We start from the raw sequence: 26,217 nt of genomic DNA, 5'->3' as shown, positions 1-26,217 counted from the left end.
CTACACAATTCCATGACCCTGCCGATCCTCATCCTCGCCGCCGGGGCCGCCTCCCGCATGGCCCCGCGCGACAAGCTGCTCGAGCCGATCCACGGCAAACCCTTGCTCAGCCGCGTTGCTGAAATGGCGTGCAAAGTCAGTCACTTCACCCTCGTCGCCCTGCCGCCAGACCGCCCCGCCCGTTTTGCCGCGATCCAAGACACCGCCGCCCGCCCGCTCACCGTGCGCGACGCCGCCGAAGGCATGAACGCCTCCCTCCGCGCCGGGCTCGAGGCCCTGCCACATTCCCCGGCTTTCATGCTCCTCCTCGCCGACCTGCCCGAGCTGACCGAGGACGACCTGCGCGCCGTGATCACAAGCCAACAGACCCACCCCGACGCGCTGATCTGGCGCGGCGCCACGGCTGATGGCAAGCCCGGCCATCCTGTTATCTTCTCGTCAAAGCTCTACGCTGAAATCGAACAACTCCACGGGGATGACGGCGCCAAATCCGTCGTCGCCTCTGCTGGCGACCGCGTCCGCCTCACGCCCCTGCAAGGCCAGCGCGCCCGGCTCGACCTCGACACGCCAGAGGCTTGGGCGGCTTGGCGCAAGGCCACCAACACGCCCAACTGACCTCATTTTCTTGCTGTAAATATCTCCGGGGGGTGTGGGGGACTGGCCCCCCACTTAAGGCCTCGGTGTGGGGGGCTGGCCACCCACCGGTCCGGCTCAACTCAGTGGAAAAGCGCCGTAACTTCCCGCTTTTTCAACGCCATACGCGCCGTGACGATGGAGTTGGCATCCGCGCGGAGCTCGGGGAAGATCTCGAAGATTTCCTCCCGCTGCTCGTCCTCCATCTCGCCCAGCACGTGGGCGCCGGGCTGGTAGCTCTCGGTCCAGGCCCCCTCGGCCATGATGATCTCATGGGCGTCGAACATGATGTGGATGTAGATCACCTCTTCCACCTGCACTTGCTCGATCCCCGGCAGGCCAACGAGATGGACCGCAGACACCAGCACCTCATGCTCGCCAAAGAGCATCTCGGCGCGGGCATCGGAGATCAGCATCTTGTGCTGCGGGCTCACCATGATGTCGCGCTCCGGCAGGCCGTAGCCCAGGGCACCGGTCTTGATCAGCACCGGCATCAGCCGCGGGTTGGCCTTGAGGTGATGCTCATTCAGCAGCCGCTGGCCGACCCACTGCAGGCGCTTCACCCCGTGGTCACGAGTCAGCACCCGGTCGCCGGGGCCAAGCTCTTCCACCGGGCGCGGGCCTTCGGGCGTGGCAATCATGGTGCCGGGCGTGAAACAGGGGATGAAGTTGACCGTCTCGATCTCGGAGAAGGTCATCGTGCCGGTCACATTGCCCGTCCCGTCGAGGAACTCGACGGTTCCGCTCTCGGGGTCGCTCTCGTCATAGATCACGCGGGTCGGGCCAGCGCTGGTCAGGTCGAGCACGTCGGCGTCCACGCCGCCCTCGCCGCCCTGCACGTGGTCGCCATCACCCGCGTAGAAGGTGTCGGCATCGTCACCGCCCAACAGCGTATCGGCGCCGTCGCCACCGATCAGCACGTCATCACCCGCGCCGGTATTGGCGGTGAAGCCGGTGGTGGCCGCGGCGCCATCGATGGTGTCGGCCCCGGCGCCGGTCTCGAAATTCTCGATCTCGGAGAAGTTGGAAGTGTCGGTGCCGTCGGTCACGGTGCCAGCCTCGGCCCCGGTGAGGGTGATAGTCACATCGCCGGTCACCGGGGTGGTGTCGAGCGTGTCGCCCGTGGTCTCGCCGCCCTCGCCGCCGGTGATCACATCGGCGCCAAACCCGTCTTCCAGCACGAAGCGGTCGTCACCGTCCTCGCCGTAAACCTCGTCATCCCCGGCCCCGGCGTAGATGGTATCGTCCCCGGCGCCAGCCTCGATGATGTCGTCATTCGCGGCCTCGCCGGGCAGGATCGCATCGCCCGCATCGACGAAATCACCATGCGGATCCGAGGCATAGCTACCGTCGATCACATCGTCGCCCGCCGTACCGCTGACGATGCCATCGCCCGGAATGCCTGCCGCGATCAGCCACATCGGCTGGGCCGCATCAGCGGGGCTGATGCCCACCAGCGTCAGGCTTTCGCCGCCGGGGAAGCTCAGCACTGCGTTGCCCGAGCCGTCATCGGTGACCACCACGTCATGCACCGACACCGGGTCGCCGCCCGCGTCGGTCATGCCGGACACGTCGATCTGGTCGACCCCGGTGAAGGTGCCATCGCCGTTGTCGGTGGGCGCGTCGAAGCCCAAAACGTAATCGGACCCGTCGCCATCGGCGAAGATGAGCGTATCAGCATCGCCATCGGCGCCGAGGTGATAGGCATCGTCGCCCGCACCCGCGTCGATCGTGTCGGCACCCGCGCCGAGGAAAACGGTGGTTTCGGTGCTGTCGGAGCCGATCACCGTGTCATCGCCGGAGCCGAGCACGTAGCTTTCGACCCCGGTGAAGGTGACCGTGTTGGTGCCATCGGTCAGCGTGCCGTCTTCCGGCGAGGCGCTCAGGTCGAGGGTCAGATCGGCAGTGACGGCATCGGCCCAGAGAATATCCTGATCGCCGCCGCCCGCATCTTCGCCCGCGTTGAAGCTGTCAGTGCCCCAACCATCTGTGATGACAAAGTTGTCGTTGCCCTCGCCGGTATCGACCACGTCATCGCCGGAGCCGCCGCGCACGCCGTCGTCGCCCGCGCCGGTCGATACGTTGATGCCGCCGGTGGTGGCAGTGGCGTCAATCAAATCATCGGTGCCGCCGGTGGTGATGTTCTCGATCTCCGAGAAATCCACGCCTCCATCGGGATGGCTCAGGCTGCCCGCTTCGTCACCGCTGTAGGTGATGGACATGCTGCCCGCGCCGATCGCCGTGGTGTCCAGCGTGTCGCCGTTGGTCTCGCCGGTCTCGCCACCGATGAAGTTGTCCTGATCGAAATAGCCGGAGATCTGGAAGGTATCGTCGCCGCCCTCGCCGAGAACGAGGTCGTCACCCTCCCCGGCGTTGATCACATCGTCGCCGTCGCCCGCATGAACGATATCGCTGTTCAGGCCGGTCATCGGGTCGTTGAAATTATCGAACCCGTCGATGACATCGCTATGCGGGTCGCCCGAATAGCTGGCGTCGATCACGTCATCGCCGGAGGTGCCCTCGACGATCCCGTCATAGGGGATGCCCGCCGCGATCAGCCAGAACGGGTCCATCGCTGCGGTGGGCGCAATGCCCATCAGCGTCAGGCTCTCGCCGTTGGGGAAGCCGAGCACCGCGTTGCCGGAGCCATCGTCACTGACCACCACATCCTGCACCGTGACCGGGTTGCCATCGGCATCGGTCATGCCGGACACGTCGATCTGGTCGATGCCGGTATAGGTGCCATCGCCGTTGGCGGTGGGCGCGTCGAAAAAATAGACGGTGTCTTCACCATCGCCATCGGCAAAGATGATGGTGTCGGCCGCGCCGTCCGGCGTGGCGAAATCGCCTGTGGTGCCGAGGCCGTAGGTGTCATCGCCTGCGCCCGCGTTCACCGTATCGGTGCCCGCGCCGGTATCGAACAGGTCGGCACCGGCGGAGCCGGTGACAGTGTCATTGCCGGAGCCGAGGGTGATGCTCTCGAACTCGGCGAAGCTCAGGGTGTCGGTGCCGTCCGAGATGGTGCCTGCCTCGGGGCCGCTGAAGGTGAGGGTCACGTCACTGGTGACGCCATTGGCCAGCAGCACGTCGCCCACCAGCAATCCGCCGAAGACGAGGCTTTCACCGCCTTCGCCACCCAGCAGGCTATCGTTGCCGAAGCCGTCGAAGACGGAGACAAAGTCGTTTCCGGTGCCCGCAGCCAGCGTGTCGTCGCCGCTGCCGAGAGCGATGTTGTCGTCTCCCGCGCCGGTGGCCACGTTCACGCCGCCGGTGGCCGCCGTTGCGTTGACGGAATCGCCGCCGCTGCCGGTGACAACGCGCTCGATCTCTGAGAAACTCGCCGTATTGCCGCCCTGGGTGACCGTGCCGCTCTCGTCGCCGCTGAAGGTGACATTGACGCCCGAGGTCATGCCGCCCGCATCGAGCAGGTCCCCCGCCGTCTCGCCGCCCTCGCCGCCGGTGATCTGATCGTTGCCGAAGGCTTCGCCGAGGGTGATCAAATCGTCGCCGGCACCGGCAAAGATGGTGTCGGCCCCGGTGCCGAGGGCAATGCTGTCATCGCCCGCGCCGGTAAACACCGTCTGTTCGCCCGCATCGCCGGTCACGGTATCGTTGCCCGCGCCGGTCACCACGTTCTCGATCTCGGAGAAGCTGGCGGTGTCGGTGCCATCGGTGAGCGTGCCCGCCTCCGCGCCCGAGAACACCACCGTCTGGTCGCCGCTCACCAGCGAGGCATTGACCGTGTCGCCATTGGTCTCGCCGGTCTCGCCGCCGGTGATGGTATCGGCGCCAAAGCCGTCTTCGAGCATGACGGTGTCATCACCCGCCTCACCATAGACCTCGTCGTCCCCGGCCCCGGCATAGATGGTGTCATCGCCCGCGCCCGCTTCGATGATGTCATCATCGCCGCTTTCGCCGGGCAGGATCGCATCGCCGTTGTCGACCATGTCGCCATGCGGATCGCCGGTGTAGCCTGCGTCGATCACGTCATTGCCGGCAGTACCGCTGACGATGCCGTCGCCCGGGATGCCGGCGGCGATCAGCCACATCGGATCGGCGGCCTCGGCGGCGCTCACACCCACAAGCGTGACGCTCTCGCCATTGGGGAAGGTCAGAACCGCTGAGCCGAAGCCATCGTCGCTCACCGCAACGTCATGCACCGAAACCGGGTCGCCACCCGCATCGGTCATGTCGCTCACATCGAGCTGGTCATTGCCGGTGTAGGTGCCATCGCCGTTGGCAGTAGGCGCCTCGAAGTCGAAGACGGTGTCATTGCCGTCTCCATCGCCCATCACAACGGTATCCACCGCGCCATCTGCGGCGCCAAGCGCGACGGTATCGTTGCCCGCCCCCATCTGGGCGGTGTCGGCCCCTGCCCCGGTTTCGATGTAATCGTCACCAGTGGAACCGGTAACGGTATCGTCGCCGGAGCCGAGGGTGACAGTCTCGATCTCAGAAAAGCCGGTGGTGGCCGTGCCATCGCCCAGCGTGCCGGATTCGGGGCTGGTGAAGGTGACGGTCAGGTCATCGGTCACCGCGCTGGCGTCGATGCTGTCGCCAAAGCTCTCGCCGGTCTCGCCGCCGGTGATGGTGTCATTGCCGAAGCCGTTCTCGACGATGAAGTCATCATCGCCAGCGCCGCCCGTCAGCGTGTCGTCGCCGGTGCCGCCGCGGATCTGGTCATCGCCGTCGCCGCCGTGGATGGTGTCGTTGTTGGCGCCGCCATCCAGCGTATCATCGCCGCCGTAGCCATAGATCGTATCGTCACCCGCACCGCCGGAGACGGTATCGTTGAAGCCGCCATCATCGGGGATCGTGGTGAACTGCACATCGGTGAGCCACAGCGCCTGACCGCTGCTGCCACCGTTCTGATAGGTGACGATGATCTGCGCCACCGGGCCCTCAACGGTGATCAGCGCCGAGCCGTTCGACTGCGCCGCCGAGCCGCTGCCCGCACCGTCGATGGTGTCGGCGTCGTACATGCTGTCGTCGCCGTCGAGCTGGAAGGTGACCGGTACCTCGTTGCCCTGCGCGTCATAGGCGACCACGGTCACGAGGTCGTCCCAGCCGCCCTGGTCGAGGTCATTGATCCGGAAGGTGGCGTTGCTCACCTCATTCGCCATGCCCGACCCGGCGGCGGCGTCGAAATCGATGGTTACGGTCGCCGTGTTGGCAAAGCTGGAGAGCGAGCTGCCCGCGCCGCCGAGGTAGAGCGCGGAGTTGGTGTCGAAGGTCTCGCCCGCGCCGGTGTTCACATATTGCTGGTCGGTCGAGACCTCTGCCGCCGTCAGACCCCCATCGTCGGCGATGCTGACGGTCACGTTCATCGTGCCGGTGTTCTGGGTGAACCCGCCGCTGATATCGGTGGTGTCGCCGCCCTGATCCGTCCAGTCCAGCGTTTCGCTGGTGGCGCTGACGCTGGCATTGTCGGCATGGATCACATCGTTGCCGTCACCACCCACGATGGTATCGGCGCCGCCACCGGCATAGATCGTGTCTGCCCCGGTGCCACCATCGATCACGTCATTGCCGGAGCCGGCTACGACCGTATCGTTGCCACCGCCCGCGTTGATGGTGTTGCCGTTGCCGTCGATCTCGTCGCCCTGGGCGTCCTCGTACTGGCCATCGATCAGGTCATTGCCTGCGGTGCCATCCACCGGGCCGGGCGCGGCAGGCGTGTAGGTCGGGGCGCTGGTGGCGGTCGCACTGAAGACCGGATCAACGAAATAGTTGTTGGGGACGAAGTAAACGAAGCCGTCGGTGCCCAGGTAGTAGGTGCCGGTATCGGTGATGTTGGTGTAGTTGTTGTTGTTGCCCGTGTAGGTGCCCGACCAGCGCCACTGGCCGGTGCCAATGGTCTCGTCGATGGAGAAGGCTTCCATCCCGCTCTGGATGGCATCGCCGTTATTCAGCGTGCCATTGCCGAGGTTAACTCTATAGCCAATCGCCATTGCGTTGCGTCCTGCTCTTCACCTTCGTTTGCGTGGGTGTCTCTGCAACCATCGCAGTCGGTAAAAACGTCCATGCAGAGCCAATGCGGCCCCTTCCCGTGGACGGATATGGCGGACTAAAGCGGCAAAACTTTGAGAAAAGCTGAAAACCAAAGGGTTATTTGGCGGCAGGAATGAGGCAGCAGGTTAAAAAAAGCATGCATTTTCAACCATTAGGAGTATTTCTACCCCTGGCTGCAGAGGGGCGTTCAGCCCCCGTCAAAATGGAGTTTTCGGGGCCGTTCAGACCGCGACCAGAGCCGCCTCATGACGCTTCAGCACCCGGCGTGCAGCGAGGTAGCCATTGCAGCCTTCCGGGGCCGACAGCTCGGGGAAGAGTGTGAGCAACTCGTTGCGCGCCGCGCCGTCGAGGCCCGCGAGCGTGCGGTCGCCGGGCTGAAAGCTCTCGGTCCACGCGCCATCGGAGAGCACGACCTCGTGCTGATCAAAGAGGATGTGAATATAGGTCACCTCCTCCACATCGGCCCGGCGGATCGTGCTGTCATTGATCATGTGCAGCGCGGCCACCAGCACCTCGCGGTCCTCGAACCAAAGCGCGGCATGATCGCCGGTCACCAGCAGGCGGTGCTGCGGGCTCACCAGCATGTCACGCTCGGGCAGCCCCTGCCCCATCGCGCCCTTGGCCACGCGCACCGGCCGCAGCTCGGGCTGGCGCTGCAGCGCGGCCTTGTTGAGCGTCTTGCGCCCGACCCAGCGGATGGTCTGCAGGCCGTTGTCGCGGGTCATCACCCGGTCGCCGACCTTCAGCGTCTCCACCGGCACCTCGCCTTCGGCGGTGGCGATCATCGTGCCCGGCGTGAAGCAGGGAATGATCTCTTCGATGTCGGTGAAGTTGACGTTGGCCCAAGTGTTGGTCAGCGGGTTGTAGAGTTGGATTTGCCCGTTGAACCCGGGTTGGCCGTTGTTTTCCGGGTTCAGAACGAGGTTCTGAATCTCGAAGCCCTGCGCCAGCAGCGGGGTGATATCCAGCGTGTCAAAGTCGTTTCCGCCCGAGCCGCCGTTGACCGTGGTGCCGGTGATCCCGGAGGAGCCGAGGGTGTTGATGATGAAGGTATCGGCATCGTCGCCGCCGTTCAGCACATCGTTGTCGCCGCCGCCAAAGATCGTGTCATTCCCGGCGCCGCCATTCACGGTGTCGAACCCGTCACCGGCGATCAGCGTGTCATCGCCGCCACCGCCATTGATCAGGTCGTTGCCAGCGCCGCCGTTGATCACGTTGGCGGCCGAGTTGCCGGTCAGGATGTTATTGCCGTTGCCGCCCAGCAGGTTCTCGAAATTGGTCGCCGTGGTGATCCAGTTGCCGGTCACCGTGCCATTTTCGGAGATGGTCGCGTTCAGGTTGAAGTTGGTGACGGCGCTGCCTGCGAGGGAAAACGTGTCACTCCCCGTGCCGCCGTCGATGATCTCACTGCCAAGCGTGGGATAGAGAAACCCGAGTTCGGCTGTGTCATCGCCCTCTTCGAGATAAACCGTATCGTTGCCGCTGTCGGTGCCGTCTGCGAGCCAGAAGTCGTTGCCTGCCCCGCCATAAACCGTGTCATCGCCCGTGCCGCCAGAGATCACATCATTTCCGGCACCTGCGAAGATCGTATCGTTCCCGCCAAAGCCGTTGATGATGTCATCGACGGCGGTCCCGATCAGCGTCTCACCGTTGTTGGTGCCATTGATGATGGCCATGTTCAAATCCCCCACGGATCCGGCCAGACAATACTTATGCGGCAGCGCAGCAAGGTCCGGCACCTGTTAGCAGCGCGCCTCCGTTACACCATAAAACCGGGCAATTTCTGCCTAATTGTTCGTGACGTGGCGGCATTTCGCCCTGTTCTGTTCACGAACAGTGAACAATCCCGTGAGTTCCGCAGGGTCAGTTTCTCTGCAACGCAGAGTTTGCTGCAATCTTGGGCACGCCTTTTGGCTTCTGCGGCGCGGCACCGCGAATCCCCCTCCCCGAACAAAGAACTGTCCGCGTGGCTCTCACCACGCGGACAGGCTGCATATGTCCCCTCGGGGATCGCCCGTGATCGGTTGCCACCATGGGCCCTTGCGGACCCGCCCCAAGGCAACCGGGGCGCGGATCGGTCTTCAGTGCCCCGCCGGCCCAACCGGGAGCCGGAGCGGCACGGCACCCGGCGACGCAATGGCCCGCCGGGCGTTGGGCCGGTCACTCGGAGAGCAACAGGGCCTCGTGCTTCTTCAGGGTCTTCCGCGCGGCGGTGTAGCCTGCGAGGCCCTCTTTTTCCTTCAACTCAGGGAAGAGCGCCAGAAGCTCCTCGCGCTGCTCGCTGTCGAGCCCGTCGAGGGTGTAGTCGCCGGGTTGGAAGCTTTCGGTCCAGGCTCCGTCGGAGAGCACCACCTCATGCTGGTCGAACATGAAGTGGATGTAGGTCACCGAGGCCACATCCTGCGCCTCTGCGATCCCAGCCCCGTTCACCAGATGCTTGGCCGCCACCAGAACCTCGCGCTCCTCGAAGTAGAGAGCGGCGCGGTCGGAGGCCACCAGCACGCGGTGCTGCGGGCTCACCAGCATGTCACGCTCCGGCAGGTTGCCGTCCAGCGCGCCCTTGGCAATGCGGACCGGACGCAGCGCGGGGCGCTTCATCAGCTCCACCGTGTCCACATCGGTCCGGCCCAGCCAACGGATCTCTTGGATGCCGTTGTCGCGGGTGATGATCTTGTCGCCCACCTTCAGCTCTTCCACGGCCACCTCGCCACGCGGCGTCGCGATCAGCGTACCGGGGGTGAAGCAGGGGATGACGTTCTCGATTTCCTCGAAGGTCATCGTGCCGCCATCGTTGAAGTGAACGATGCCGTCCTCGCGGTCGGGCGAAGTGTACTCGATGTAGTCCACGTCCGAGCCGGTGAGGTTCAGCGTGTCGTAGTCATCGCCACCCGAGCCGCCGTCAACGTGGTCGCCCGCGTTGCCACCGAGAAAGGTGTCACGGTCATCATCGCCGTAGAGCTTGTCGACGCCCTGGCCGCCGATGATCGTGTCATTGCCGGTGCCGCCGTAGATCTCGTCGTCGTCAACGCCGCCGTCGATATAATCGTCGCCCTCGTCGCCGTAGATCAGGTCGTCATCGTCCTGGCCGTAGATGGTGTCGTTGCCGGCACCGCCGTGGATCACGTCATCGCCGTTGTCGGGGCGCAGATCGCCCGCGTCATCGGGGATATTCAGAGCATCGGGGAAGACCGGGTTCAGGCCACCATAGATGATGTCATTGCCCGCGCCGCCGTCGAGGTAGTCGTTGCCCTCGCCGCCCACGATGATGTCGTCGCCGTCGCCACCCAGTACGGTGTCGTCGTCGAAGCCCGCATCGATCTTGTCGTTGCCCGCGCCACCCTCGATGTAGTCGTCATCGTCGCCGGTGATGATGGTGTCATTGCCATCGCCGCCATAAACGGTGTCGCGGTCATCATAGGGGTTCGCATCGGGCGCCCAGATGCCCGGATAGCCCTGATCGGGCGAGCCGGACACACCATAGGCATCGAGATTGCCGGAGGTGTTGATGTAGTCATCAGAGCCGCCACCCTCGACGTAATCGGAGCCGTCGCCACCGATGATGTGGTCCTTGTTGTTGCCGCCGATCAGCGTGTCATTGCCGGAGCCACCATCGATGAGGTCTTCGCCGCCACCGCCTTGGATAGTGTCGTCGCCGGCTCCACCGGAGAGAGTGTCATCACCGCTCATGCCGTCGATGGTGTCGTTGCCGTCACCGCCTTCGATCACGTCGGCATCCTGACCACCACGGATCCAGTCGTCGCCCGCGCCACCGTCGATCTGGTCGTTGCCGCCCTGACCGTAAATGGTGTCGTTGCCTTCACCGCCGGCGATGATGTCGTCGTTCTGGCCACCTTCGATGTAGTCGTTGCCAGCGCCACCATCGAGGATGTCGTTGCCGCCGCGGCCGTAGATGCTGTCGTTGCCGTCACCGCCGAAAACAACGTCATCGCCCACACCGGCCTTGACCACATCATCGCCCGCTCCGGCGTCAATGATGTCATCGTCCGGACCGCCGCCAAAGATGTTGTCGCCGCCGTCGACCATGTCGCCCTCGGGGTCGCCCTCGTAGGCCTCGTCGATGTAATCGTTGCCCGCCGTGCCTTCCACGATCCCGTCCCGCAGGGTGACCGTCACGGTGGCCGTGTCGAACCCGCCTTTGCCGTCGCTGACGGTGTATTCAAAGGTCACGTCACCATCCACGGTCCCATCTGGGGTGAAGGTCACGGTGCCATCGCCATTGTCCACCACGGTGCCGCCAGCGACGGGCTGGGTGATGCTGTCGATGGTCAGCGTGTCGCCATCCGGATCGGTGTCATTGCCGAGCACGTCGATCGTGACCGGGTTCAGGATGTCACCCTTGGCCACATCATCACCCGCCACCGGCAGCTGGTTGGCCGGGGTGCCGTTGATGTTTTCGATCTCGGTGAAGGTCATCGTCTCGCCGGTCGGCTTGCCGTCGGCATCGACGTAGACAACCGTGCCGTTCCAGCCGTTGCCGTTGGAGTCGGGCTCCAGATCCTTCAGGTAGAAGGGCTTGCCGAGGGTCAGGTCGAGCGTGTCATTGTCGTCGCCACCGGCGCCGCCATCAACCACGTCGCCCGCGCCGCCGACGATGGTATCGGCATCGTCACCGCCCAGCACCGTATCGGCGCCTTCGCCACCGTCGAGGTAATCTGCCCCTGCATTGCCTTCGATGTAATCGTTGCCCAGACCGCCAAGGATGGTGTCATTGCCCGGCACGCCTTCGCCCTCACCTTCACCAGTGATGGTGTCGAAGTATATGTCGGTCACGTTCACGCCGCTGTCGCTGTGGCCGTCCTGAACGTGGGTGATGACCAGCTTGGCCACCGGGCCGGGCACGCTGACGAGCGCCGAGTAGGTCGGCGAGGTGTCGGCCGCGCCGCCGCCTTTGGAGACGGCGGTATCGAAACCGGCCACGCTGTCGTTGTCGTAGAGCGAAACGCCGTCGCCCGCGCTCATGTCGACCGGAATCTTGTTGCCCTCCGCGTCATAGGCGGTGATGACAACGGTGCTGTCGAAGTCGATGTCGTTCACCCGGAACGACACGTTCTCGGCGTCCTTCTCGAACTCCAGCGTGTAGGTCTGGCTGTCGCCTTTGTAGTCCAGCTCGCTCTCCAGCGAGGAGTGGGCATTGGCGCCCGGCAGCTCACCGGTATCGATCGAATGCACCTTCTGCTGATCGGTCGAGAAGGTGTTGTCGTACGACTTGTTGAGCGTCAGGGTCACCACGTTCTCGCCGGTGTCCTGGCTCTGGCTGACGATCTTCTCGCCGTTCTGCAGGCTGCCGCCGTGGTAGTCCTTCAGCTCGGACCACTTGAAGGCTTCCTGGGTCGAAGTGGTCGCACCCGCGCCGTTGCCATAGGGGCCGGAGGCATCGCCGATCAGGATATCGTCGCCCGCGCCGCCCTCGAGCGTGTCGGAGCCGCCGTTGCCATAGACTTCGTCGTTGCCCTCACCGGCCAGCACGGTGTCGTCGCCGTCACCGGCCACAACGATATCGTCGTTCGGGCCTTCGCCGGGCAGGATCGCATCATTGTTGTCGATCTTGTCGCCCTCGGGGTCGCCCTCGTAGGTGGTGTCGATCAGGTCGTCACCGCCGGTGCCTTCCACGATGCCGTCACCTTCGGGCGCAGGCGTGGTGTACGACACGTTGTCGACCGCGCCGGAGCCGTTGAACACGACCTCGACCTTGCCGACACCTTCGATGTTGCCGAAGTCCACGTTGCACTGGCCGTTGTTGGCGGTGGTGACGTAATGGTAGCCCATGTAGTGGCCATTATCGTCGTAGAACTTGATCTTGGCGCCCTCTTCCACGTCCAGCAGGGTCAGCGAGTGGAAGGTGACCTCTTCGGTGAAATCGAACACCAGCGTGCCGCCGCAGGCCTCGTCATCGGGGTCGTTCGAGTCGCCATCCTCAGAGATGATCAGCACATTGCCGAGGTTCGAGGTGGCCAGATCATGATCGCCGCCCGTCGGGTTCGACGTGTCGAAGATCATCGCCGGGCTCTTGTAGTAGTTGACCTTGCCGTCAACGATCGAAGAGATCGTTACGCCTTTGGAGGCATACTCGTCGTCTATGACGGTGCCTGCACTTTCGCCGTTGAAGTCCAGCGTTACCTTCGTCATCACATCTTCCCCTGCGACGCGGATACGGCCTGCAGCGACCCCGCGCGTTTCATTTCACCAGCGGCCCCAAACGGCCGGATCGAACACCATGGGTCGGGAACTGCGGCGACAGGGGAAATGCCCTGTCTTACACTCGAGCTAGGCTCGCACTGCCTTGTCCGTCGTCCTTCAAACGTTCCTTCACTACACACCCGCCGAGCGGCGATACCGGCCAATAGCGGTTCCGCGCGACACGCACTCGTCAGCCAAAAGGGGAACGGTGACCGGAACGCCAGCAAACGCTCCGGTTTGGTTTTCGGAAGGTCACAGGTCTGCAGCGACCGGTCGCTTCCTCACCTATCGTGTTCGGCTGTCAGATGGGGACAGCGCACACGCACCGATCCCGCAGAATGTGCTCTGCGTCATCGAGCGGCCGCCCCCGCAGCCAGCAAACTTCGCCCCCCAGTTGGGCAGGTTCGGTATACCCATGCATCGGCCCGGCCCGGAAGTGAAAAGTGGCACCTTTGGGGCAAAAGCGTGCCGGGCGCATCCATAGCTGCCCAGATTTGGGCACGCTTTTGTCGCACCTCGCGAAACTGCTGGTCGGCCCGGTGCGGGGTCTGAACTGCAGGGCAGTCGTCGCGCTTTTGATGTATATTCAGTAAGTTAACATGTTATGAGCGATTTCCCGCCCACCGCGCCACCTCAGCAGAATGCAAAGCTTGACCTGAAATTGTTTCGCGTTTCGCAACGGTTAACCCTCCAGATCACATTTTTGGTGTCGGAGATTGTGTCAACTATGAGGCGAGCAGAAGTGTTCGCGATTTTGCACCAATGCCCGGACAGGCCCCGGATTGACGTTGGGGTAGGCCAGAATTTTCGTCGAATCGATTCTGCGCGCGCGAACCTGGCTCGAAATCGCCCTGTCGGAACCCGCACTGCAACCTATTGGCGAGACGAAAGAAATTCTCAACCGCAGAGCGAGGAGGCGCGTTTTCCGCTCCTGAACTGGCGCAAAAACGCCCCCATCTGCGCAAACGCACAAGTCTCCCAGCGGAGGCAAATCACGCAATCGAGAAGTCTTGGTGCCGGTGGAGAGACTCGAACTCTCACGATGTTGCCATCGGGGGATTTTGAATCCCCTGCGTCTACCATTCCGCCACACCGGCACAGCACCGCACGCCCGATACCTGCTCCCATTCCGCCGGTCAATCCATGCCGCGCATTCCGCGCTTGCGTGCGCCCTGCCGAAGCCTACTGTGCAGGCGCGCTTCGGCGCTTCATTTTACAGACCTGCCAATTAACCGGAGACGATCCATGGGCGTTTATGACCAATGGTCCAAGCTGACCCCCGCCGAAAAAGCCTTCATCGCGACGCACCCGCAATATGCGGTGATCATCCGCAACTCCAAGGACATCGCCTATAACGAGACCAAGGCGGTGATGGGCCACAACGGGCTCAACGACAAATCCGATGCCTTCCGCCACTGCTTCTGGTCTTCAACTCTCTCGCGCGACATGGGCTATGCCGATGCCTACCTCTTCGTTTCCGCCCATGAGAGCGATCCGGCCAACCCACCGGACCAGAAGGCGATGGACATGCACAACAACCTCGTCGGCCTCTCGATCGGCTCCACCTTCTTTACCGAGGTGAACCACGCCGCCGACAATATCGTGCCCTTTTCGATCACCGGCATGATCAACTCCCGGCTCTGGTCCAACAGCAACGCCGAGCTTTCGGCCATGTGCAAGGAGGCGCTCGACAATGGCCGCCTCAAGGTCATCGCGCCATGATGGGGCGGGTCTGTAGGGTGGCCGTTCTGGGCAGCCTGCTCGCCATGCTCGGCGCCTGTAAGGAAGAAGGCGGCGACCCGGCGGCATGGTCACGGCTCGGGAGCGAGAGCTTCTCGCCCGAGGCCTGGGCCGGGGCCGATCAGGAGGGCCGCGGGGCGATGGTGGCCGACCTTCTGGCCAGCAACACCCTCGTCGGCGCCACACCCGAAGCGGTGGAAGCCCTGCTCGGCACCCCCACCGGCTATTACGACTACGAGACCAACATGGCCTATGTCGTCGGCCCCAAGGGCGAGGTCGAGAGCAGCTATGCCGATGGCTACCTGCTGGTGTTCGAGACCGACGGCGGCGAGGTCAGCAAGATCCTCGCCGTGCCGGAGCTTTAACCTCTAGAGGCGGCTGGTGCCGAAGGTGTCGCAAGCATCCATCCGGCCGCTCTCATACCCCCGCGCGAACCACTCCTGCCGCTGCGCAGCGGAGCCGTGGGTAAAGGTGTGCGGCATCGGCGTGCGCCCGGCATTCCGCTGGAGCGTATCATCCCCGATCTGCCGGGCGGCGTTGAGCGCCTCGTCCAGATCGCCCGGCTCCACGGTACCAAGCTGCGCCTCGGCATAATGCGCCCAGACGCCCGACAGGCAATCTGCCTGAAGTTCGGTGCGCACGCTCAGCTCGTTGCGCCGTTGCTCGCCCGCGGCCGCCTTGGCCTCGTTCACCTGACCGAGGATGCCCAACTCGTTCTGCACGTGGTGGGCGATCTCATGGGCCACCACATAGGCCGCCGCAAAATCGCCCTTCGCGCCCAGCCGGTTTTGCAGCGTGGCGAAGAATTGGGTGTCGAGATAGGCGCGCCGGTCCGCCGGGCAGTAGAACGGCCCGGTCGCCGCGCTCGCGCCGCCGCAGCCCGAAGCCACCCGGCCCGAGAACAGCACCAACTGCGCCGGTCGATACTCGCGCCCCACCTGCTCGGGGAAGACCTGCCCCCAGATTTCCTCTGTATCCGCCAGCACCACGCTCACGAACTGCCCGGCGGCCTGCTCCTCGGCGCTCAACTCACGCGCCTCGGTCGATTGCACCGGCACGCCGCCGCCGTTCAGCAGCGGGGTCACGTCGATGCCGAGGAAATAGCCCACCACCAGCACGATGATCAGCCCCACCCCGCCGATGCCACCCGCCTTGCCCGCGCTCACTCCGCGCCGGTCGATCACATTCCGGCTGCCGCGCCGTCCTCTCCACTTCATGATGGTGTCTCCCTTGACGTCACCGAGCCTGCATGGCTACTGGCCCCAAACCGATAACGGGCACCGAGCATGTTGCGTTCCCTTTATGACTGGACGATCCGCCAAGCCACAAGCCGCTATGCGCTTTGGGTGCTGGCCGCGGTCGCCTTTATCGAAAGCTCGGTCTTTCCGATTCCGCCCGATGTGCTGATGATCCCGATGGTGCTGGCCATGCCGCACCGGGCCTGGCTCATCGCGGGCATCGCCACCGTCTCCTCGGTGCTGGGCGGCCTGCTGGGATACGCCATCGGCGCGCTGCTTTTTGATAGCGTTGGCCAGCCGATCCTCGCCGCGCTTGGCAAGGGCGACGCGATGGCCGAGTTCAACACCCGCTTCAACGATTTCGGCTTCTGGGCGGTGCTGACGGCTGGCCTGACCCCCTTCCCCTTCAAGGTGATCACCATCATGTCGGGCTGGACGGGGATGCCGCTGGCCACCTTCGTCATCACCTCGATCATCGCGCGCGGCCTGCGGTTTTTCATCGTCGCCGGACTGCTGTGGAAGTTCGGCACGCCGATCCGCGACTTCATCGAACAACGCCTCGGACTGATGTTCACCCTCTTCGTGGTGATCCTCGTCGGCGGCTTCTTCCTTGTGAGATACATCTGATGCTCAAACGCTACGCCTCCCTCGCCGGTATCGGCTCGCTCGCCATGGTGATCGGCGCATGGGTTTTTCAATACGGCTTCGGGATGGCGCCCTGCGCAATGTGCTTCTGGCAACGCTACCCCCATTGGGCCGCCTTCGGCATCGCGGTGCTGATCGTGCTTCTGCCGGGCCTCCATGCGGGCTACCGGCTGCTGGCCTGGCTCGGGGCGCTGGCGGCGGCGACCACGGCGGGCATCGGCATCTTTCACACCGGCGTCGAGCGCAAATACTGGGAGGGCCCCTCCTCCTGCACCGGCACAGGCCTCGGCGGGATGGACGGCGCCTCTCTGCTCGACCCCACGGGCGCGGCCCCGGTGATGTGCGACCAGTCGGCAGGCGAGTTCCTGATGCTCTCCATGCCCTCGTGGAACGCGCTCATCTCGCTCGCCCTCATGGCGATCTGGATCTACGCCGCCACTCGCCGCGCCTGAGCATAAGAATTCCCACGAAAATTCTTGGTGCCCGAGAAATCTTCGGGAAGCCTTTTCACCCCGCCCTGCGGCACATCAATGATAGGTGAACTCGCCAGTCACATTGCGCCACTCACCCGGTGAGATCATCTTGCGATGGGTGAACCGCACCGAGTGCAACGGCCCCTCGATCTCGTCCTGCCAGAACTCGATGAACTTGAAGAGCCTCGGATGATCCGGCGCAAGGTCATACTCCTGCCAGATGAAGGTATTGAGAACGCTCTGAAAATCCGGCATCCGGTAGAACAGCTCCGCCGTCGTGAGCCCGTATCCCCTGAGCATGAGTTCGGTTTCCGATTCCGCCATACCGCGTCTCCTTTCCGCCTCTCAATGTCACCCCCCTGTTACAGAGCTTGCCACGCTTCGATTACTTTTCAATAAAAACAACGCCCTATCACGGTGTTGCGTTGCACTTTTGCCTAAAAGGGAGGCGCAGGTTGCACCCCATATCGTGTTGGCTGTATAAATCCGTAACAAAATCTAGAAGCGCCCAGCCCACGCGGCGCCGATGCGGGACCCCTTATGAGCGACACGCCAGAACCTCCTGAAAACACTGAGGATACTCCGCCCGAGCGCCCGGAGTACCACGGCCCTTCGATCACCATCGAAGAGGAGATGAAAGCATCCTACCTCGATTACGCGATGAGCGTGATCGTGAGCCGCGCGATCCCCGATCTGCGCGACGGCCTCAAGCCGGTGCACCGCCGCATCCTTTTTGCGATGCACGACACCAGCAACACCCATGACAAACCCTACCGCAAATCGGCCCGTCCGGTCGGCGACACGATGGGTAAGTATCACCCGCACGGCGATGGCGCGATCTATGACGCGCTGGCACGGATGGCGCAGGATTTCTCCATGTCGCTGCCGCTGCTCGACGGTCAGGGCAACTTCGGCTCGATGGACGGCGATAAGCCCGCCGCCATGCGCTACACCGAGATCCGGATGGAAAAGGTCGCGGGATCCCTGCTCGCCGACATCGACAAGGACACCGTCGATTTCATCGACAACTACGATGGCAAGGATCAGGAGCCTACGGTTCTCCCTGCCCGCTTCCCGAACATGCTGGTCAATGGTGCCGGCGGTATCGCCGTGGGCATGGCCACCAACATTCCGCCGCACAACCTCGGCGAGGTGATCGACGCGACGCTGGCCCTGATCGACGACCCCGATCTCGACAGCGCCGGGCTGATGGAGCATATCCCAGGCCCCGATTTCCCCACTGGCGGGGTGATCCTCGGTCAGTCGGGCGCCCGCAAGGCCTACCTCGAAGGGCGCGGCTCGGTGATCCTCCGGGCGCGGACCCATACCGAGGAGGTCCGCAAGGACCGCTACGCCATCGTCGTCGACGAGGTGCCCTATCAGGTCAACAAATCCTCGATGATCGAAAAGATCGCCGAGCTTGTCCGCGACAAGAAGCTTGAGGGTATCTCCGGCATCGCCGACGAGTCTGACCGGCATGGCGTGCGCGTGGTGATCGAGTTGAAGCGCGACGCCACTCCCGAAGTGGTGCTCAACCAGCTCTTCCGCTTCACCCAGATGCAAACCAGCTTCGGCTGCAACATGCTGGCACTCAATGGCGGCCGGCCTGAAACGCTTACCCTGCGCGGGTTCCTCTCGGCCTTCGTGTCGTTCCGCGAAGAGGTCGTCGCTCGCCGCACCGCCTATGAGCTGCGCAAGGCCCGCGAGCGCAGCCACATCCTCTGCGGCCTCGCCGTGGCGGTCTCCAACGTCGATGAAGTCGTCGCCACCATTCGCGCCTCCGCCGACGCCGCCGAAGCGCGTGAAAAGCTGATGACCCGCCGTTGGCCCGCCTCCGAGATCGAGGGCTACATCCGGCTGATCGACGACCCGTCGCACACCATGAACGACGATGGCACCTACAACCTGTCCGAAGCGCAGGCCCGTGCCATCCTCGAGCTGCGGCTCCAGCGCCTCACCCAACTCGGCGTGAAAGAGGTCACCGACGAGCTCGAAGAGCTCGCCGGCAAGATCAAGGATTACCTCGACATCCTCCGCTCCCGCGACCGGATCATGGAGATCATCGCCAACGAGCTGAAAGAGGTGAAAGACGAATTCGCCGTGCCGCGCCGCACCGAAATCGTCGACTGGTCCGGTGACATGGACGACGAAGACCTCATCGAGCGTGAGGAAATGGTCGTTACCGTCACCCAGTCCGGCTACATCAAGCGCACCCCGCTGGCCGACTTCCGCGCGCAAAAGCGCGGTGGCAAGGGCCTCTCGGGCGGCGACCTGAAAGAGGAGGACGTGGTCACCACCCTCTTCGTCGCCAATACCCACACGCAGCTGCTGTTCTTCACCACCGACGGGATGGCCTACAAGCTGAAGACGTGGCGCTTGCCCCAAGGCGGGCGCACCTCGCGCGGCAAGGCGATCATCAACATCCTGCCGATCCCGCAGGGCGTCTCTGTCGCCGCGATCATGCCGGTGGACCGCCCCGAGGAAGAGTGGGACGACCTGCAAATCATCTTCGCGACCGACAAGGGCACTGTTCGTCGCAACCGCCTCTCCGACTTCACCAACGTGAAGGCCAATGGCAAGATCGCGATGAAGTTCGAGGACGAAAACGAGGGCATGAGCCTCATCAACGCTCGCATCTGCTCGGAAGACGATGACGTGATGCTGGTCACCGACGCAGGCCGCGCCATCCGCTTCTCCACCACCGATGTGCGGGTGTTCAACTCGCGCAATTCGGTCGGCGTGCGGGGCATCAAGCTCTCGAACGGTGACAAAGTGGTCTCCATGTCGGTCATCCGCCACTTCGAGGCTACCTCGGAGGAACGCGTGGCCTACCTCAAGCAGCGCCGCCTCATGGCCGGGCTGACCGAAGAGGACGAGGCCGACGACGAAGAGGAAGTGGTGGCCGAGGGCCAGCTCTCTCAGGAGCGCTACGCCGAGATGTCTGCCGCCGAAGACCTGATCCTGACCATCACCACCAAGGGTGCCGGCAAGATCTCGTCGTCGCACGACTACCCGATCCGCGGCCGCGGCGGCATGGGCGTCACGGCCTGGACCAAGGGCATGCCCCATGGCCCGATCGTCGCCTGCTTCCCGGTCGAAACGCCCGATCAGGTCATGCTCGCCACCTCCACCGGCCAGTCGATCCGCTGCCCGGTCGAGGGCATCTCCTTCCGCTCGCGCTCCGCAGGCGGGGTGAAGGTGTTCAACACCGCTAAGCGTGAAGAGGTGGTGTCCGTCGCCTGGATCGCCGAGCAGGACGAGGACGACGCCCCCGAAACCGAGGGCGGGCCGGACGCTACGCCAGAGAGCGGCACCGACACCGGGGGTGAGGAATAATGGGGAGCGATCCCCAAACCCTCTCCCTCATCGCCGGTCTCATTCCGCTCGTCATCATCACGGGCATCGTGGTCGCCATTATGCTGGTGTCCGGTGCCCGCGCGGCCCGGCAGCAGCGCACGCTGGACCGCATCCTAGAGCAGAACGAGCGCCAGACCGCCCTGCTCAAGGAACTGCTCAACCGCTCCGGCCCACCGCCCGCCGGTTGACGTGAGGACACTTGCTTTCTGCAAGGATTTTTGTGCAACACATCACCCGGTTGTGCTTAACTGGGTCCACTACCGCCATTGAGACGCGCTCTACTTTTCTGCAAAACCGTTCTACTAATTTTTAGCAGTCGTCGATTCGAACGATCAGAACAACAAGCAGGAGCACAGAATGCCCGCGTGGGACGACCTCAAGTTTGCACTGGCCCTTTCGCGCCATGGCCGGATGAACTCCGCCGCGCAGTCGTTGGGCATCAACGTGGCCACCATGTCCCGCCGGATCGAACGCCTTGGCGAAATCCTCGGCCAGCCGCCCTTCGTGAAAAAGGCCGACGGCTGGGAGCCGAGCCCGATGATCCACGGCTTGCTGCAGATCGCCGAGGATGTCGAACAGCGGCTCGAAACCGAGATGAACAGCATCCGCAACGGCACGGCAGGCCAAAGTACCCGGCTCTCCATCGGCTGCCCGCCCATCGTCTCGCTCTTCGTGCTCTACCCCAACATCGCCCACCGCAGCCCGGCCCTGAGCAATGTCACCTACACCTTCACCCAGCGGGTGATGGAGGACGGCCTCGGCGAGAATGATCTGGTGCTCCAGCACAAGCGCCCGGAGTCGGGCCGCGTGATCACCCAGAAGGTGGCCACCCTCACCTCCAGCGTCTATCGCCGCCGCGGTGCCAAGGAAAATTCGGGCTGGGTCTCGCTGAGCGACCACTTCGACCCGACCCCCTTCAACCAGGCGGCCTACCAGTTCTTCCCCGAGCCTCCCTCGATGCGGGTGCAATCGATGTACGAGCTCTACGAGATCGTCGGCGCCACCGACATGGCCGGCCCGCTGGTCGATATCGTCGCCGCCAGCAACCCCGACCTCGAGGTCGTGCCCGGCGGCGAGGAGCTTTCGAGCACCGATATGTGGATGATCTACCACGCCTCCCGCAAGGGCGATCCGGTGATGGATGGCACAATTACGTGGGTCAAAGAGAGCTTTGCCAAGATGCAAACCGCCCGTAGCGAGGTTGTGAACCTGCGCCGCGCCTGACCCGGAGGCTTACGTCAAACCCCTTGTTTACAAGGCGTGGATTGTTTCGTGCTGCGCGAATATATGTGCGAATTGCACATTTTGTGTTTTCCGTTTTGCATAATTTTCTATTTTCACGTTAAGCATTTGGGCTCATGCTCAACTCAACGATGAGATACATCATCACTTGAGGCAGAGCAGATAATGACCCTTACACCGATGGTGCAATGCGCCTTCCGCCTATCGTTCGCGTTCCTCCTCGCGAACCAGGCACTCTCCACGCTCGTGGTTCCCACCTTTGCCGCTCAGGCCTCAACCTGGCAAATGGGCTTTCGGGCCCCGGTGGAAACCGCCCAGTTCATCGCCGTCAATGCGCTCCTGATCGTCATCGCGATCTGGGTCGCCTTCGGCATCCGTACCCGCCTCGTCACCTCCATCGGTCTGGTGATCTACGCGGGCTACACCCTCACAAGCGGAGGATACGAGGCCGACAATCTCGGCATCGGTGTCCTTGTGGCCTGCGGCCTCGCCCTGCCCCTCATCGTGGCTGGCGGCGGCGCCTACTCCATGTACCGCAAAGGATGGTCCGGCTTGACTGATCTCTAGCATCGTAACCGCACTGGTCGAACGGACTTAACTTCAGGGGCGTCGCGTGTTTTGCGGCGCCCTCTTTTCTTTTGGCGGGGCATGTCAGGCTTAACCCGGTCGTAACGGCCAGTGTGCATGGTCCTTCCGCACCACGCGGGAGACCGGGCCTTGATCCTCTACCACTGCATGATCGAACTGAAGCAGGGCAGCCGCGCCCTCGGGTTTGCCACCGCCACCGAGGCCTGGATGACCTGGCTGCTCGCCAACGGCCATATCGGGAGCTACCGCTTGCTGCGCCGCAAGGTCGGCCTTGCCTCGGGCCGCCACACCGACTTCCTGCTCGACATCGAGATCCCCTCGCTCCGCGCCCTCGATACCGCGCTGTCGTCGCTCACCGAGAAGGGGCCGGATGCCGAGCGCCTCTATGAGCAGATGCACCAGATGATCGCCTCGGTCGATGTGGGCCTCTACCGGCCCTACCCCGACCCGACCCAGCGCGAAACCGTCGCGCTGGTTTGAGTGCCGCCCTGCCGCGCAGGTTAACCATTCGTTGCAGTAATTGTTCTAATTGAGCGCGAATTCGGGCAAACCTTGAGCTGAACGGACGGGCCGGTGGATCGGGGGCCCTGACACTCACATCGAGGATCAGACCATGAAAACCCGCATCACCGCGGCAGCCCTTGCCGTGGCCAGCTTCCTGCTGCCCGTCCCCCTCTGCGCCCAAAGCTCCGCCATCGGCTTCTCCGGCGCCGAGCTCACCCTCGGCCACCTCTCGGGCGACAGCGGCAGCCTCTCCACGCTCGACGCCAGCGCCGATTTCGCCATCACTGCGCACCACGGCTTCCAGCTCGATGTCGGCGTGGTCGACTATGGCGAGGTCTGGTTCGGCAACATCGCCGCCCACCTCTACCTCCAGCCCTCGCAGCAGGCCAAATACGGCGTGTTCCTCGCCTATTCCGATGCCAATGACACCGAGGCAGGCACCATCGAGGCCGGGATCGAGGGGATCTGGAGCCTGACCCCCGCCACCACGCTCACTGCCCGCGCAGGCATGGGCCGCGCCGATCCTTCGGAGGTGGATTACATCTTTGGCTCCATCGGGCTGGAGCAGGCGATCACCGACCAACTCGCGATCACCGGCAGGCTCGCCGTGGTCGATGCCGATGAGGCCAGCACGGCGCTCACCGCCACCACGCTCGACCTCGGCCTGCGCTACCACCTGCCCTCCGCGCCCGTCTCGCTCTACGTCGGCGCCAGCCACAGCCACATCTCCGGCACTATCTCCACCGACGAGACCCGCCTCGCCCTCGGCCTCACCGCCGCCATCGGCGGCCCCGGCAGCGCCCGTGCGCCCGCCGCCGCGCGCCAGTTCGCGCCTGTTCGCCCCCTGCGCCCCCTGCTGGAGCGCAGCATGGTCTGGGATTTCGTCGGCCAGCGCTGAGGGCTTTCCAAATCGGGGCGGAGGCCCTATCTCCGCCCCATGACCAAGCCCCTCCATATCATCGGTGCAGGCATGGCCGGCTCCGAGGCCGCCTGGCAAGCCGTTTCCGCCGGCCAGCCCGTGGTGCTGCACGAGATGCGCCCCCATGTCGGCACCTTCGCCCACCAGACCGGCAACTTTGCCGAGATGGTCTGCTCCAACTCCTTCCGCTCCGATGACGACGAGCAGAACGCGGTTGGCCTTCTCCACTGGGAGATGCGCGCCGCCAAGGGCCTCGTGATCTCCTCCGCCGACCGGCACGCGCTGCCCGCCGGTTCCGCACTCGGGATCGACCGTGAGCCCTTCGCCGAGTGGATCACCGGGCAGTTGAAGAGCCACCCGCTTGTTACTGTTTCGGAACAGGAACTCACCGCCCTGCCCAAGCCGGAAGACGGCCCCGCCATCATCGCCACCGGCCCGCTCACCTCGGGTGCGCTCGCCGAGGCAATTGCCTCTGAAACCGGCGCCGAGGCGCTCGCCTTCTTCGATGCCATCGCCCCTATTGTCCATGCCGACACGGTCGACATGAACGTCGCTTGGATGCAGTCCCGCTATGACAAGGGCGAGACCGAAGAAGAGCGCACCGCCTACATGAACTGCCCGATGACCAAGCCGCAGTACGAGGCTTTCATCGACGCGCTGCTCGAGGCCGACAAAACCGAGTTTCGCGAGGGCGAAACCGCCAAGTATTTCGACGGCTGCCTGCCTATCGAGGTCATGGCCGAGCGCGGTCGCGAGACCCTACGCCACGGCCCGATGAAGCCGATCGGCCTGACGAACGCTCACCAGCCGGACGAGAAGGCCTATGCCGTCGTCCAGCTCCGGCGCGACAATAAGCTCGGCACGCTCTACAACATCGTCGGCTTCCAGACCAAGATGAAGTACGGCGCGCAAACCTCTGTATTCCGGATGATCCCGGGCTTGGAGAATGCCCAATTCGCCCGCCTCGGCGGCATCCACCGCAACACCTTCCTAAACAGCCCCACGCTGCTGGACGCGGAAATGCGCCTCAAGTCGCAGCCCCATATCCGCTTCGCCGGGCAGATCACCGGCGTCGAAGGCTACGTGGAGAGCACCGCCATGGGCCTCCTCGCCGGGCGTCTCGCCGTGGCGGAGCTGCGCGGCGAAGCGCTCCCCCCGGTGCCGCAAACCACCGCCATGGGCGCGCTCGTCACCCACATCACCGGCGGCGCCGAGGCCAAGACCTTCCAGCCGATGAACGTGAACTTCGGGCTCTTCCCGCCGGTCGACGCCAAAGGCGGCCGCCGCGGGCGCAAGGACCGCTACAAGGCCTATACCGACCGCGCCAAGGAAGATTGGCAGGCATGGTTGAACGCTGCCTCGCAACCCGTTGAACCGGCGTGACATTCACCACCCGTTTCGCCCCGTCTCCCACCGGCCCGCTGCATCTGGGCCATGCTTATTCGGCCATGCTCGCCCATGACATGGCCCTTGAGGCCGGTGGCACCTTCCTCCTCCGGATCGAAGACATCGACCAGTCCCGCGCCCGCCCGGAATGGGAGGCGCAGATCTTCGACGACCTGCGTTGGCTTGGCATCTGGTGGCCCGAGCCCGTTTTGCGCCAATCCACCCGCCTTGCCGCCTACCGGAGCGTGCTTGCGCACCTCTGGCGCGAAGACCTACTCTTTGCCTGCACCTGCAACCGGCGCGACATTGCCGCCGCCGTCTCCGCCCCGCAGGAAGGCACGCGCCATTTCGGCCCCGACGGTCTGATCTACCCCGGCACCTGTCGCGGCAATGGCTCCCGTGGCGGGCTCGTCGACATGCCGGATGACACCGCCCTTCGGCTTGATATGCACATGGCCATGAGCCTCCTCGCCCAGCGGAACGATCTGCCTCTCCGCTATGTCGAAACCGGTCCGGAGAGTGCCGGAGAGCACCTGATTGACGCCGATGAGATGATCGAGACCGTCGGCGATGTTGTTCTCGCGCGGCGCGACATGGGCACCAGCTACCACCTCGCTGTGGTGATCGACGATGCCGCCCAGCAGATCACCCATGTGGTGCGCGGCGCTGATCTCGCCGAGGCCACCAAGATCCACGTGGTGCTCCAGCGGCTCCTCGGCCTGCCCACGCCCGAATATCACCACCACCGCCTCATCCGCGATGACGCGGGCAAGCGCCTCGCCAAACGCGATGATGCCCGCGCCATTGCCCGCTACCGAGATGATGGCGTATCGCCCGAAGATATCCGCCGGATGGTCGGCCTCTAGCGCGCGATCGGCTCCGAGATCACCACCTCTTCGCCGTCCCGCACTGCGGTGTAAAAGCAGCTGCGCCGGTTGGTGTGGCAGGCCGGGCCTTCCTGATGCACCAGCACCAGCAGGCAATCGCGGTCGCAATCCACTCGCAATTCCACCAGCGTCTGCACATGGCCCGAGGTCTCGCCCTTCACCCAGAAGCTCGCCCGCGAGCGCGACCAATAGGTCACCCGTCCGGTCTCCAGCGTCCGCGCCACGGCCTCGGCGTTCATCCACGCCACCATCAGCACTTCGCCGCTCTCGGCGTCCTGCGCCACGGCGGGGATCAGCCCCTTCGCGTCATAGACCAATGTCTCGGTGTCAAACGACATGCCCGCTCCTTTGCAATCCGCCGCCGCGCCGCTATCTAAGGGGAGCACGCGCCGGAG

The 26,217-nt window shown here is 64.1% G+C and carries 19 protein-coding genes and 1 tRNA gene; 13 read left to right on the top strand and 7 right to left on the bottom strand.

Annotated features, from left to right (window positions below):
- The first annotated feature begins 12 nt into the window (after positions 1-12).
- Complete coding sequence (locus tag ACUXVX_RS12095) at positions 13-615, top strand: nucleotidyltransferase family protein (protein ID WP_446308497.1); 603 nt, start codon at positions 13-15, stop codon at positions 613-615.
- A gap of 101 nt (positions 616-716) precedes the next feature.
- Here ACUXVX_RS12095 and ACUXVX_RS12090 read toward each other — a convergent pair whose 3' ends face one another.
- The 4 genes from ACUXVX_RS12090 to ACUXVX_RS12075 form a co-directional block, all read right to left on the bottom strand.
- Positions 717-6,584 carry a Hint domain-containing protein gene (locus ACUXVX_RS12090; protein WP_446308496.1) on the bottom strand — a complete coding sequence of 1,956 codons (5,868 nt, stop codon included), beginning with the start codon at positions 6,582-6,584 and terminating at the stop codon, positions 717-719.
- Positions 6,585-6,866: 282 nt separating this feature from the next.
- Positions 6,867-8,321 (bottom strand): Hint domain-containing protein, encoded by a 1,455-nt coding sequence (locus ACUXVX_RS12085; protein ID WP_446308495.1) that lies wholly within the window; start codon positions 8,319-8,321, stop codon positions 6,867-6,869.
- Positions 8,322-8,805: 484 nt separating this feature from the next.
- Positions 8,806-12,792, bottom strand: a complete 3,987-nt coding sequence (locus ACUXVX_RS12080) for a Hint domain-containing protein (RefSeq protein ID WP_446308494.1) — start codon at positions 12,790-12,792, stop codon at positions 8,806-8,808.
- A 1,062-nt stretch (positions 12,793-13,854) separates the two neighbouring features.
- A tRNA-Leu gene (locus ACUXVX_RS12075) sits at positions 13,855-13,940 on the bottom strand.
- A 148-nt stretch (positions 13,941-14,088) separates the two neighbouring features.
- Here ACUXVX_RS12075 and ACUXVX_RS12070 point away from each other — a divergent pair.
- Both ACUXVX_RS12070 and ACUXVX_RS12065 read left to right on the top strand, forming a co-directional pair.
- A complete protein-coding gene (locus tag ACUXVX_RS12070; protein WP_446308493.1) occupies positions 14,089-14,565 on the top strand; it encodes a DUF6973 domain-containing protein in 477 nt (158 codons plus the stop codon).
- A complete protein-coding gene (locus ACUXVX_RS12065; RefSeq protein ID WP_446308492.1) occupies positions 14,562-14,948 on the top strand; it encodes a hypothetical protein in 387 nt (128 codons plus the stop codon). The genes ACUXVX_RS12070 and ACUXVX_RS12065 overlap by 4 nt, the downstream gene beginning before the upstream one ends.
- Before the next feature lie 3 nt (positions 14,949-14,951).
- On the opposite strand, the gene ypfJ is transcribed toward ACUXVX_RS12065, so the two are convergent.
- Positions 14,952-15,800: a KPN_02809 family neutral zinc metallopeptidase gene (ypfJ, locus tag ACUXVX_RS12060; RefSeq protein ID WP_446308491.1), complete on the bottom strand. Its 849-nt coding sequence runs from the start codon at positions 15,798-15,800 to the stop codon at positions 14,952-14,954.
- A 69-nt stretch (positions 15,801-15,869) separates the two neighbouring features.
- Between ypfJ and ACUXVX_RS12055 the strand changes: the two genes are divergently transcribed.
- Together ACUXVX_RS12055 and ACUXVX_RS12050 are read left to right on the top strand one after the other, a co-directional pair.
- A complete protein-coding gene (locus ACUXVX_RS12055; RefSeq protein WP_222492968.1) occupies positions 15,870-16,448 on the top strand; it encodes a YqaA family protein in 579 nt (192 codons plus the stop codon).
- Positions 16,448-16,918 carry a disulfide bond formation protein B gene (locus ACUXVX_RS12050; protein WP_446308490.1) on the top strand — a complete coding sequence of 157 codons (471 nt, stop codon included), beginning with the start codon at positions 16,448-16,450 and terminating at the stop codon, positions 16,916-16,918. The genes ACUXVX_RS12055 and ACUXVX_RS12050 overlap by 1 nt, the downstream gene beginning before the upstream one ends.
- 75 nt (positions 16,919-16,993) lie before the next feature.
- On the opposite strand, the gene ACUXVX_RS12045 is transcribed toward ACUXVX_RS12050, so the two are convergent.
- Positions 16,994-17,263, bottom strand: coding sequence for an usg protein (locus tag ACUXVX_RS12045; protein ID WP_446308489.1), 270 nt, complete (start codon positions 17,261-17,263; stop codon positions 16,994-16,996).
- Between the two features lie 216 nt (positions 17,264-17,479).
- Here ACUXVX_RS12045 and gyrA point away from each other — a divergent pair, with 216 nt between their 5' ends.
- The 8 genes from gyrA (at position 17,480) to gluQRS (ending at position 25,801) form a co-directional block, all read left to right on the top strand.
- Positions 17,480-20,275 (top strand): DNA gyrase subunit A, encoded by a 2,796-nt coding sequence (gyrA, locus tag ACUXVX_RS12040; protein ID WP_446308488.1) that lies wholly within the window; start codon positions 17,480-17,482, stop codon positions 20,273-20,275.
- Positions 20,275-20,484 (top strand): hypothetical protein, encoded by a 210-nt coding sequence (locus ACUXVX_RS12035; RefSeq protein ID WP_446308487.1) that lies wholly within the window; start codon positions 20,275-20,277, stop codon positions 20,482-20,484. Before gyrA ends, ACUXVX_RS12035 begins: the two co-directional genes overlap by 1 nt.
- A 169-nt stretch (positions 20,485-20,653) precedes the next feature.
- A complete protein-coding gene (locus tag ACUXVX_RS12030) occupies positions 20,654-21,520 on the top strand; it encodes a LysR family transcriptional regulator (RefSeq protein WP_222469335.1) in 867 nt (288 codons plus the stop codon).
- Between the two features lie 183 nt (positions 21,521-21,703).
- On the top strand, positions 21,704-22,105 hold the full coding sequence (locus tag ACUXVX_RS12025) for a hypothetical protein (RefSeq protein ID WP_222469336.1): 402 nt from the start codon (positions 21,704-21,706) through the stop codon (positions 22,103-22,105).
- 117 nt (positions 22,106-22,222) lie between these two features.
- The gene (locus ACUXVX_RS12020; RefSeq protein ID WP_446308486.1) at positions 22,223-22,606 is read left to right on the top strand and encodes a DUF6614 family protein; all 384 of its coding nucleotides are present in this window, start codon (positions 22,223-22,225) and stop codon (positions 22,604-22,606) included.
- Between the two features lie 133 nt (positions 22,607-22,739).
- Positions 22,740-23,528 (top strand): hypothetical protein, encoded by a 789-nt coding sequence (locus tag ACUXVX_RS12015; RefSeq protein ID WP_446308485.1) that lies wholly within the window; start codon positions 22,740-22,742, stop codon positions 23,526-23,528.
- Positions 23,529-23,567: 39 nt separating this feature from the next.
- Positions 23,568-24,932 (top strand): methylenetetrahydrofolate--tRNA-(uracil(54)-C(5))-methyltransferase (FADH(2)-oxidizing) TrmFO, encoded by a 1,365-nt coding sequence (trmFO, locus tag ACUXVX_RS12010; RefSeq protein ID WP_446308484.1) that lies wholly within the window; start codon positions 23,568-23,570, stop codon positions 24,930-24,932.
- Positions 24,929-25,801 (top strand): tRNA glutamyl-Q(34) synthetase GluQRS, encoded by an 873-nt coding sequence (gene gluQRS, locus ACUXVX_RS12005; RefSeq protein ID WP_446308483.1) that lies wholly within the window; start codon positions 24,929-24,931, stop codon positions 25,799-25,801. Before trmFO ends, gluQRS begins: the two co-directional genes overlap by 4 nt.
- On the opposite strand, the gene hisI is transcribed toward gluQRS, so the two are convergent.
- Positions 25,798-26,160 (bottom strand): phosphoribosyl-AMP cyclohydrolase, encoded by a 363-nt coding sequence (gene hisI / locus ACUXVX_RS12000; RefSeq protein WP_446308482.1) that lies wholly within the window; start codon positions 26,158-26,160, stop codon positions 25,798-25,800. The genes gluQRS and hisI overlap by 4 nt on opposite strands.
- Positions 26,161-26,217: the final 57 nt, after the last annotated feature.

The sequence above is a fragment of the Vannielia sp. SX4 genome, from assembly GCF_052828525.1.
This window is presented reverse-complemented; position numbering and strand designations above follow the sequence as displayed.

Bases quoted from the DNA above. Each gene is read 5' to 3' on its own strand.
- ACUXVX_RS12095 (WP_446308497.1), top strand. From the start codon at position 13: ATGACCCTGCCGATCCTCATCCTCGCCGCCGGGGCCGCCTCCCGCATG.
- ACUXVX_RS12090 (WP_446308496.1), bottom strand. From the start codon at position 6,584: ATGGCGATTGGCTATAGAGTTAACCTCGGCAATGGCACGCTGAATAAC.
- ACUXVX_RS12085 (WP_446308495.1), bottom strand. From the start codon at position 8,321: ATGGCCATCATCAATGGCACCAACAACGGTGAGACGCTGATCGGGACC.
- ACUXVX_RS12080 (WP_446308494.1), bottom strand. From the start codon at position 12,792: ATGACGAAGGTAACGCTGGACTTCAACGGCGAAAGTGCAGGCACCGTC.
- ACUXVX_RS12070 (WP_446308493.1), top strand. From the start codon at position 14,089: ATGGGCGTTTATGACCAATGGTCCAAGCTGACCCCCGCCGAAAAAGCC.
- ACUXVX_RS12065 (WP_446308492.1), top strand. From the start codon at position 14,562: ATGATGGGGCGGGTCTGTAGGGTGGCCGTTCTGGGCAGCCTGCTCGCC.
- ypfJ (WP_446308491.1), bottom strand. From the start codon at position 15,800: ATGAAGTGGAGAGGACGGCGCGGCAGCCGGAATGTGATCGACCGGCGC.
- ACUXVX_RS12055 (WP_222492968.1), top strand. From the start codon at position 15,870: ATGTTGCGTTCCCTTTATGACTGGACGATCCGCCAAGCCACAAGCCGC.
- ACUXVX_RS12050 (WP_446308490.1), top strand. From the start codon at position 16,448: ATGCTCAAACGCTACGCCTCCCTCGCCGGTATCGGCTCGCTCGCCATG.
- ACUXVX_RS12045 (WP_446308489.1), bottom strand. From the start codon at position 17,263: ATGGCGGAATCGGAAACCGAACTCATGCTCAGGGGATACGGGCTCACG.
- gyrA (WP_446308488.1), top strand. From the start codon at position 17,480: ATGAGCGACACGCCAGAACCTCCTGAAAACACTGAGGATACTCCGCCC.
- ACUXVX_RS12035 (WP_446308487.1), top strand. From the start codon at position 20,275: ATGGGGAGCGATCCCCAAACCCTCTCCCTCATCGCCGGTCTCATTCCG.
- ACUXVX_RS12030 (WP_222469335.1), top strand. From the start codon at position 20,654: ATGCCCGCGTGGGACGACCTCAAGTTTGCACTGGCCCTTTCGCGCCAT.
- ACUXVX_RS12025 (WP_222469336.1), top strand. From the start codon at position 21,704: ATGACCCTTACACCGATGGTGCAATGCGCCTTCCGCCTATCGTTCGCG.
- ACUXVX_RS12020 (WP_446308486.1), top strand. From the start codon at position 22,223: ATGGTCCTTCCGCACCACGCGGGAGACCGGGCCTTGATCCTCTACCAC.
- ACUXVX_RS12015 (WP_446308485.1), top strand. From the start codon at position 22,740: ATGAAAACCCGCATCACCGCGGCAGCCCTTGCCGTGGCCAGCTTCCTG.
- trmFO (WP_446308484.1), top strand. From the start codon at position 23,568: ATGACCAAGCCCCTCCATATCATCGGTGCAGGCATGGCCGGCTCCGAG.
- hisI (WP_446308482.1), bottom strand. From the start codon at position 26,160: ATGTCGTTTGACACCGAGACATTGGTCTATGACGCGAAGGGGCTGATC.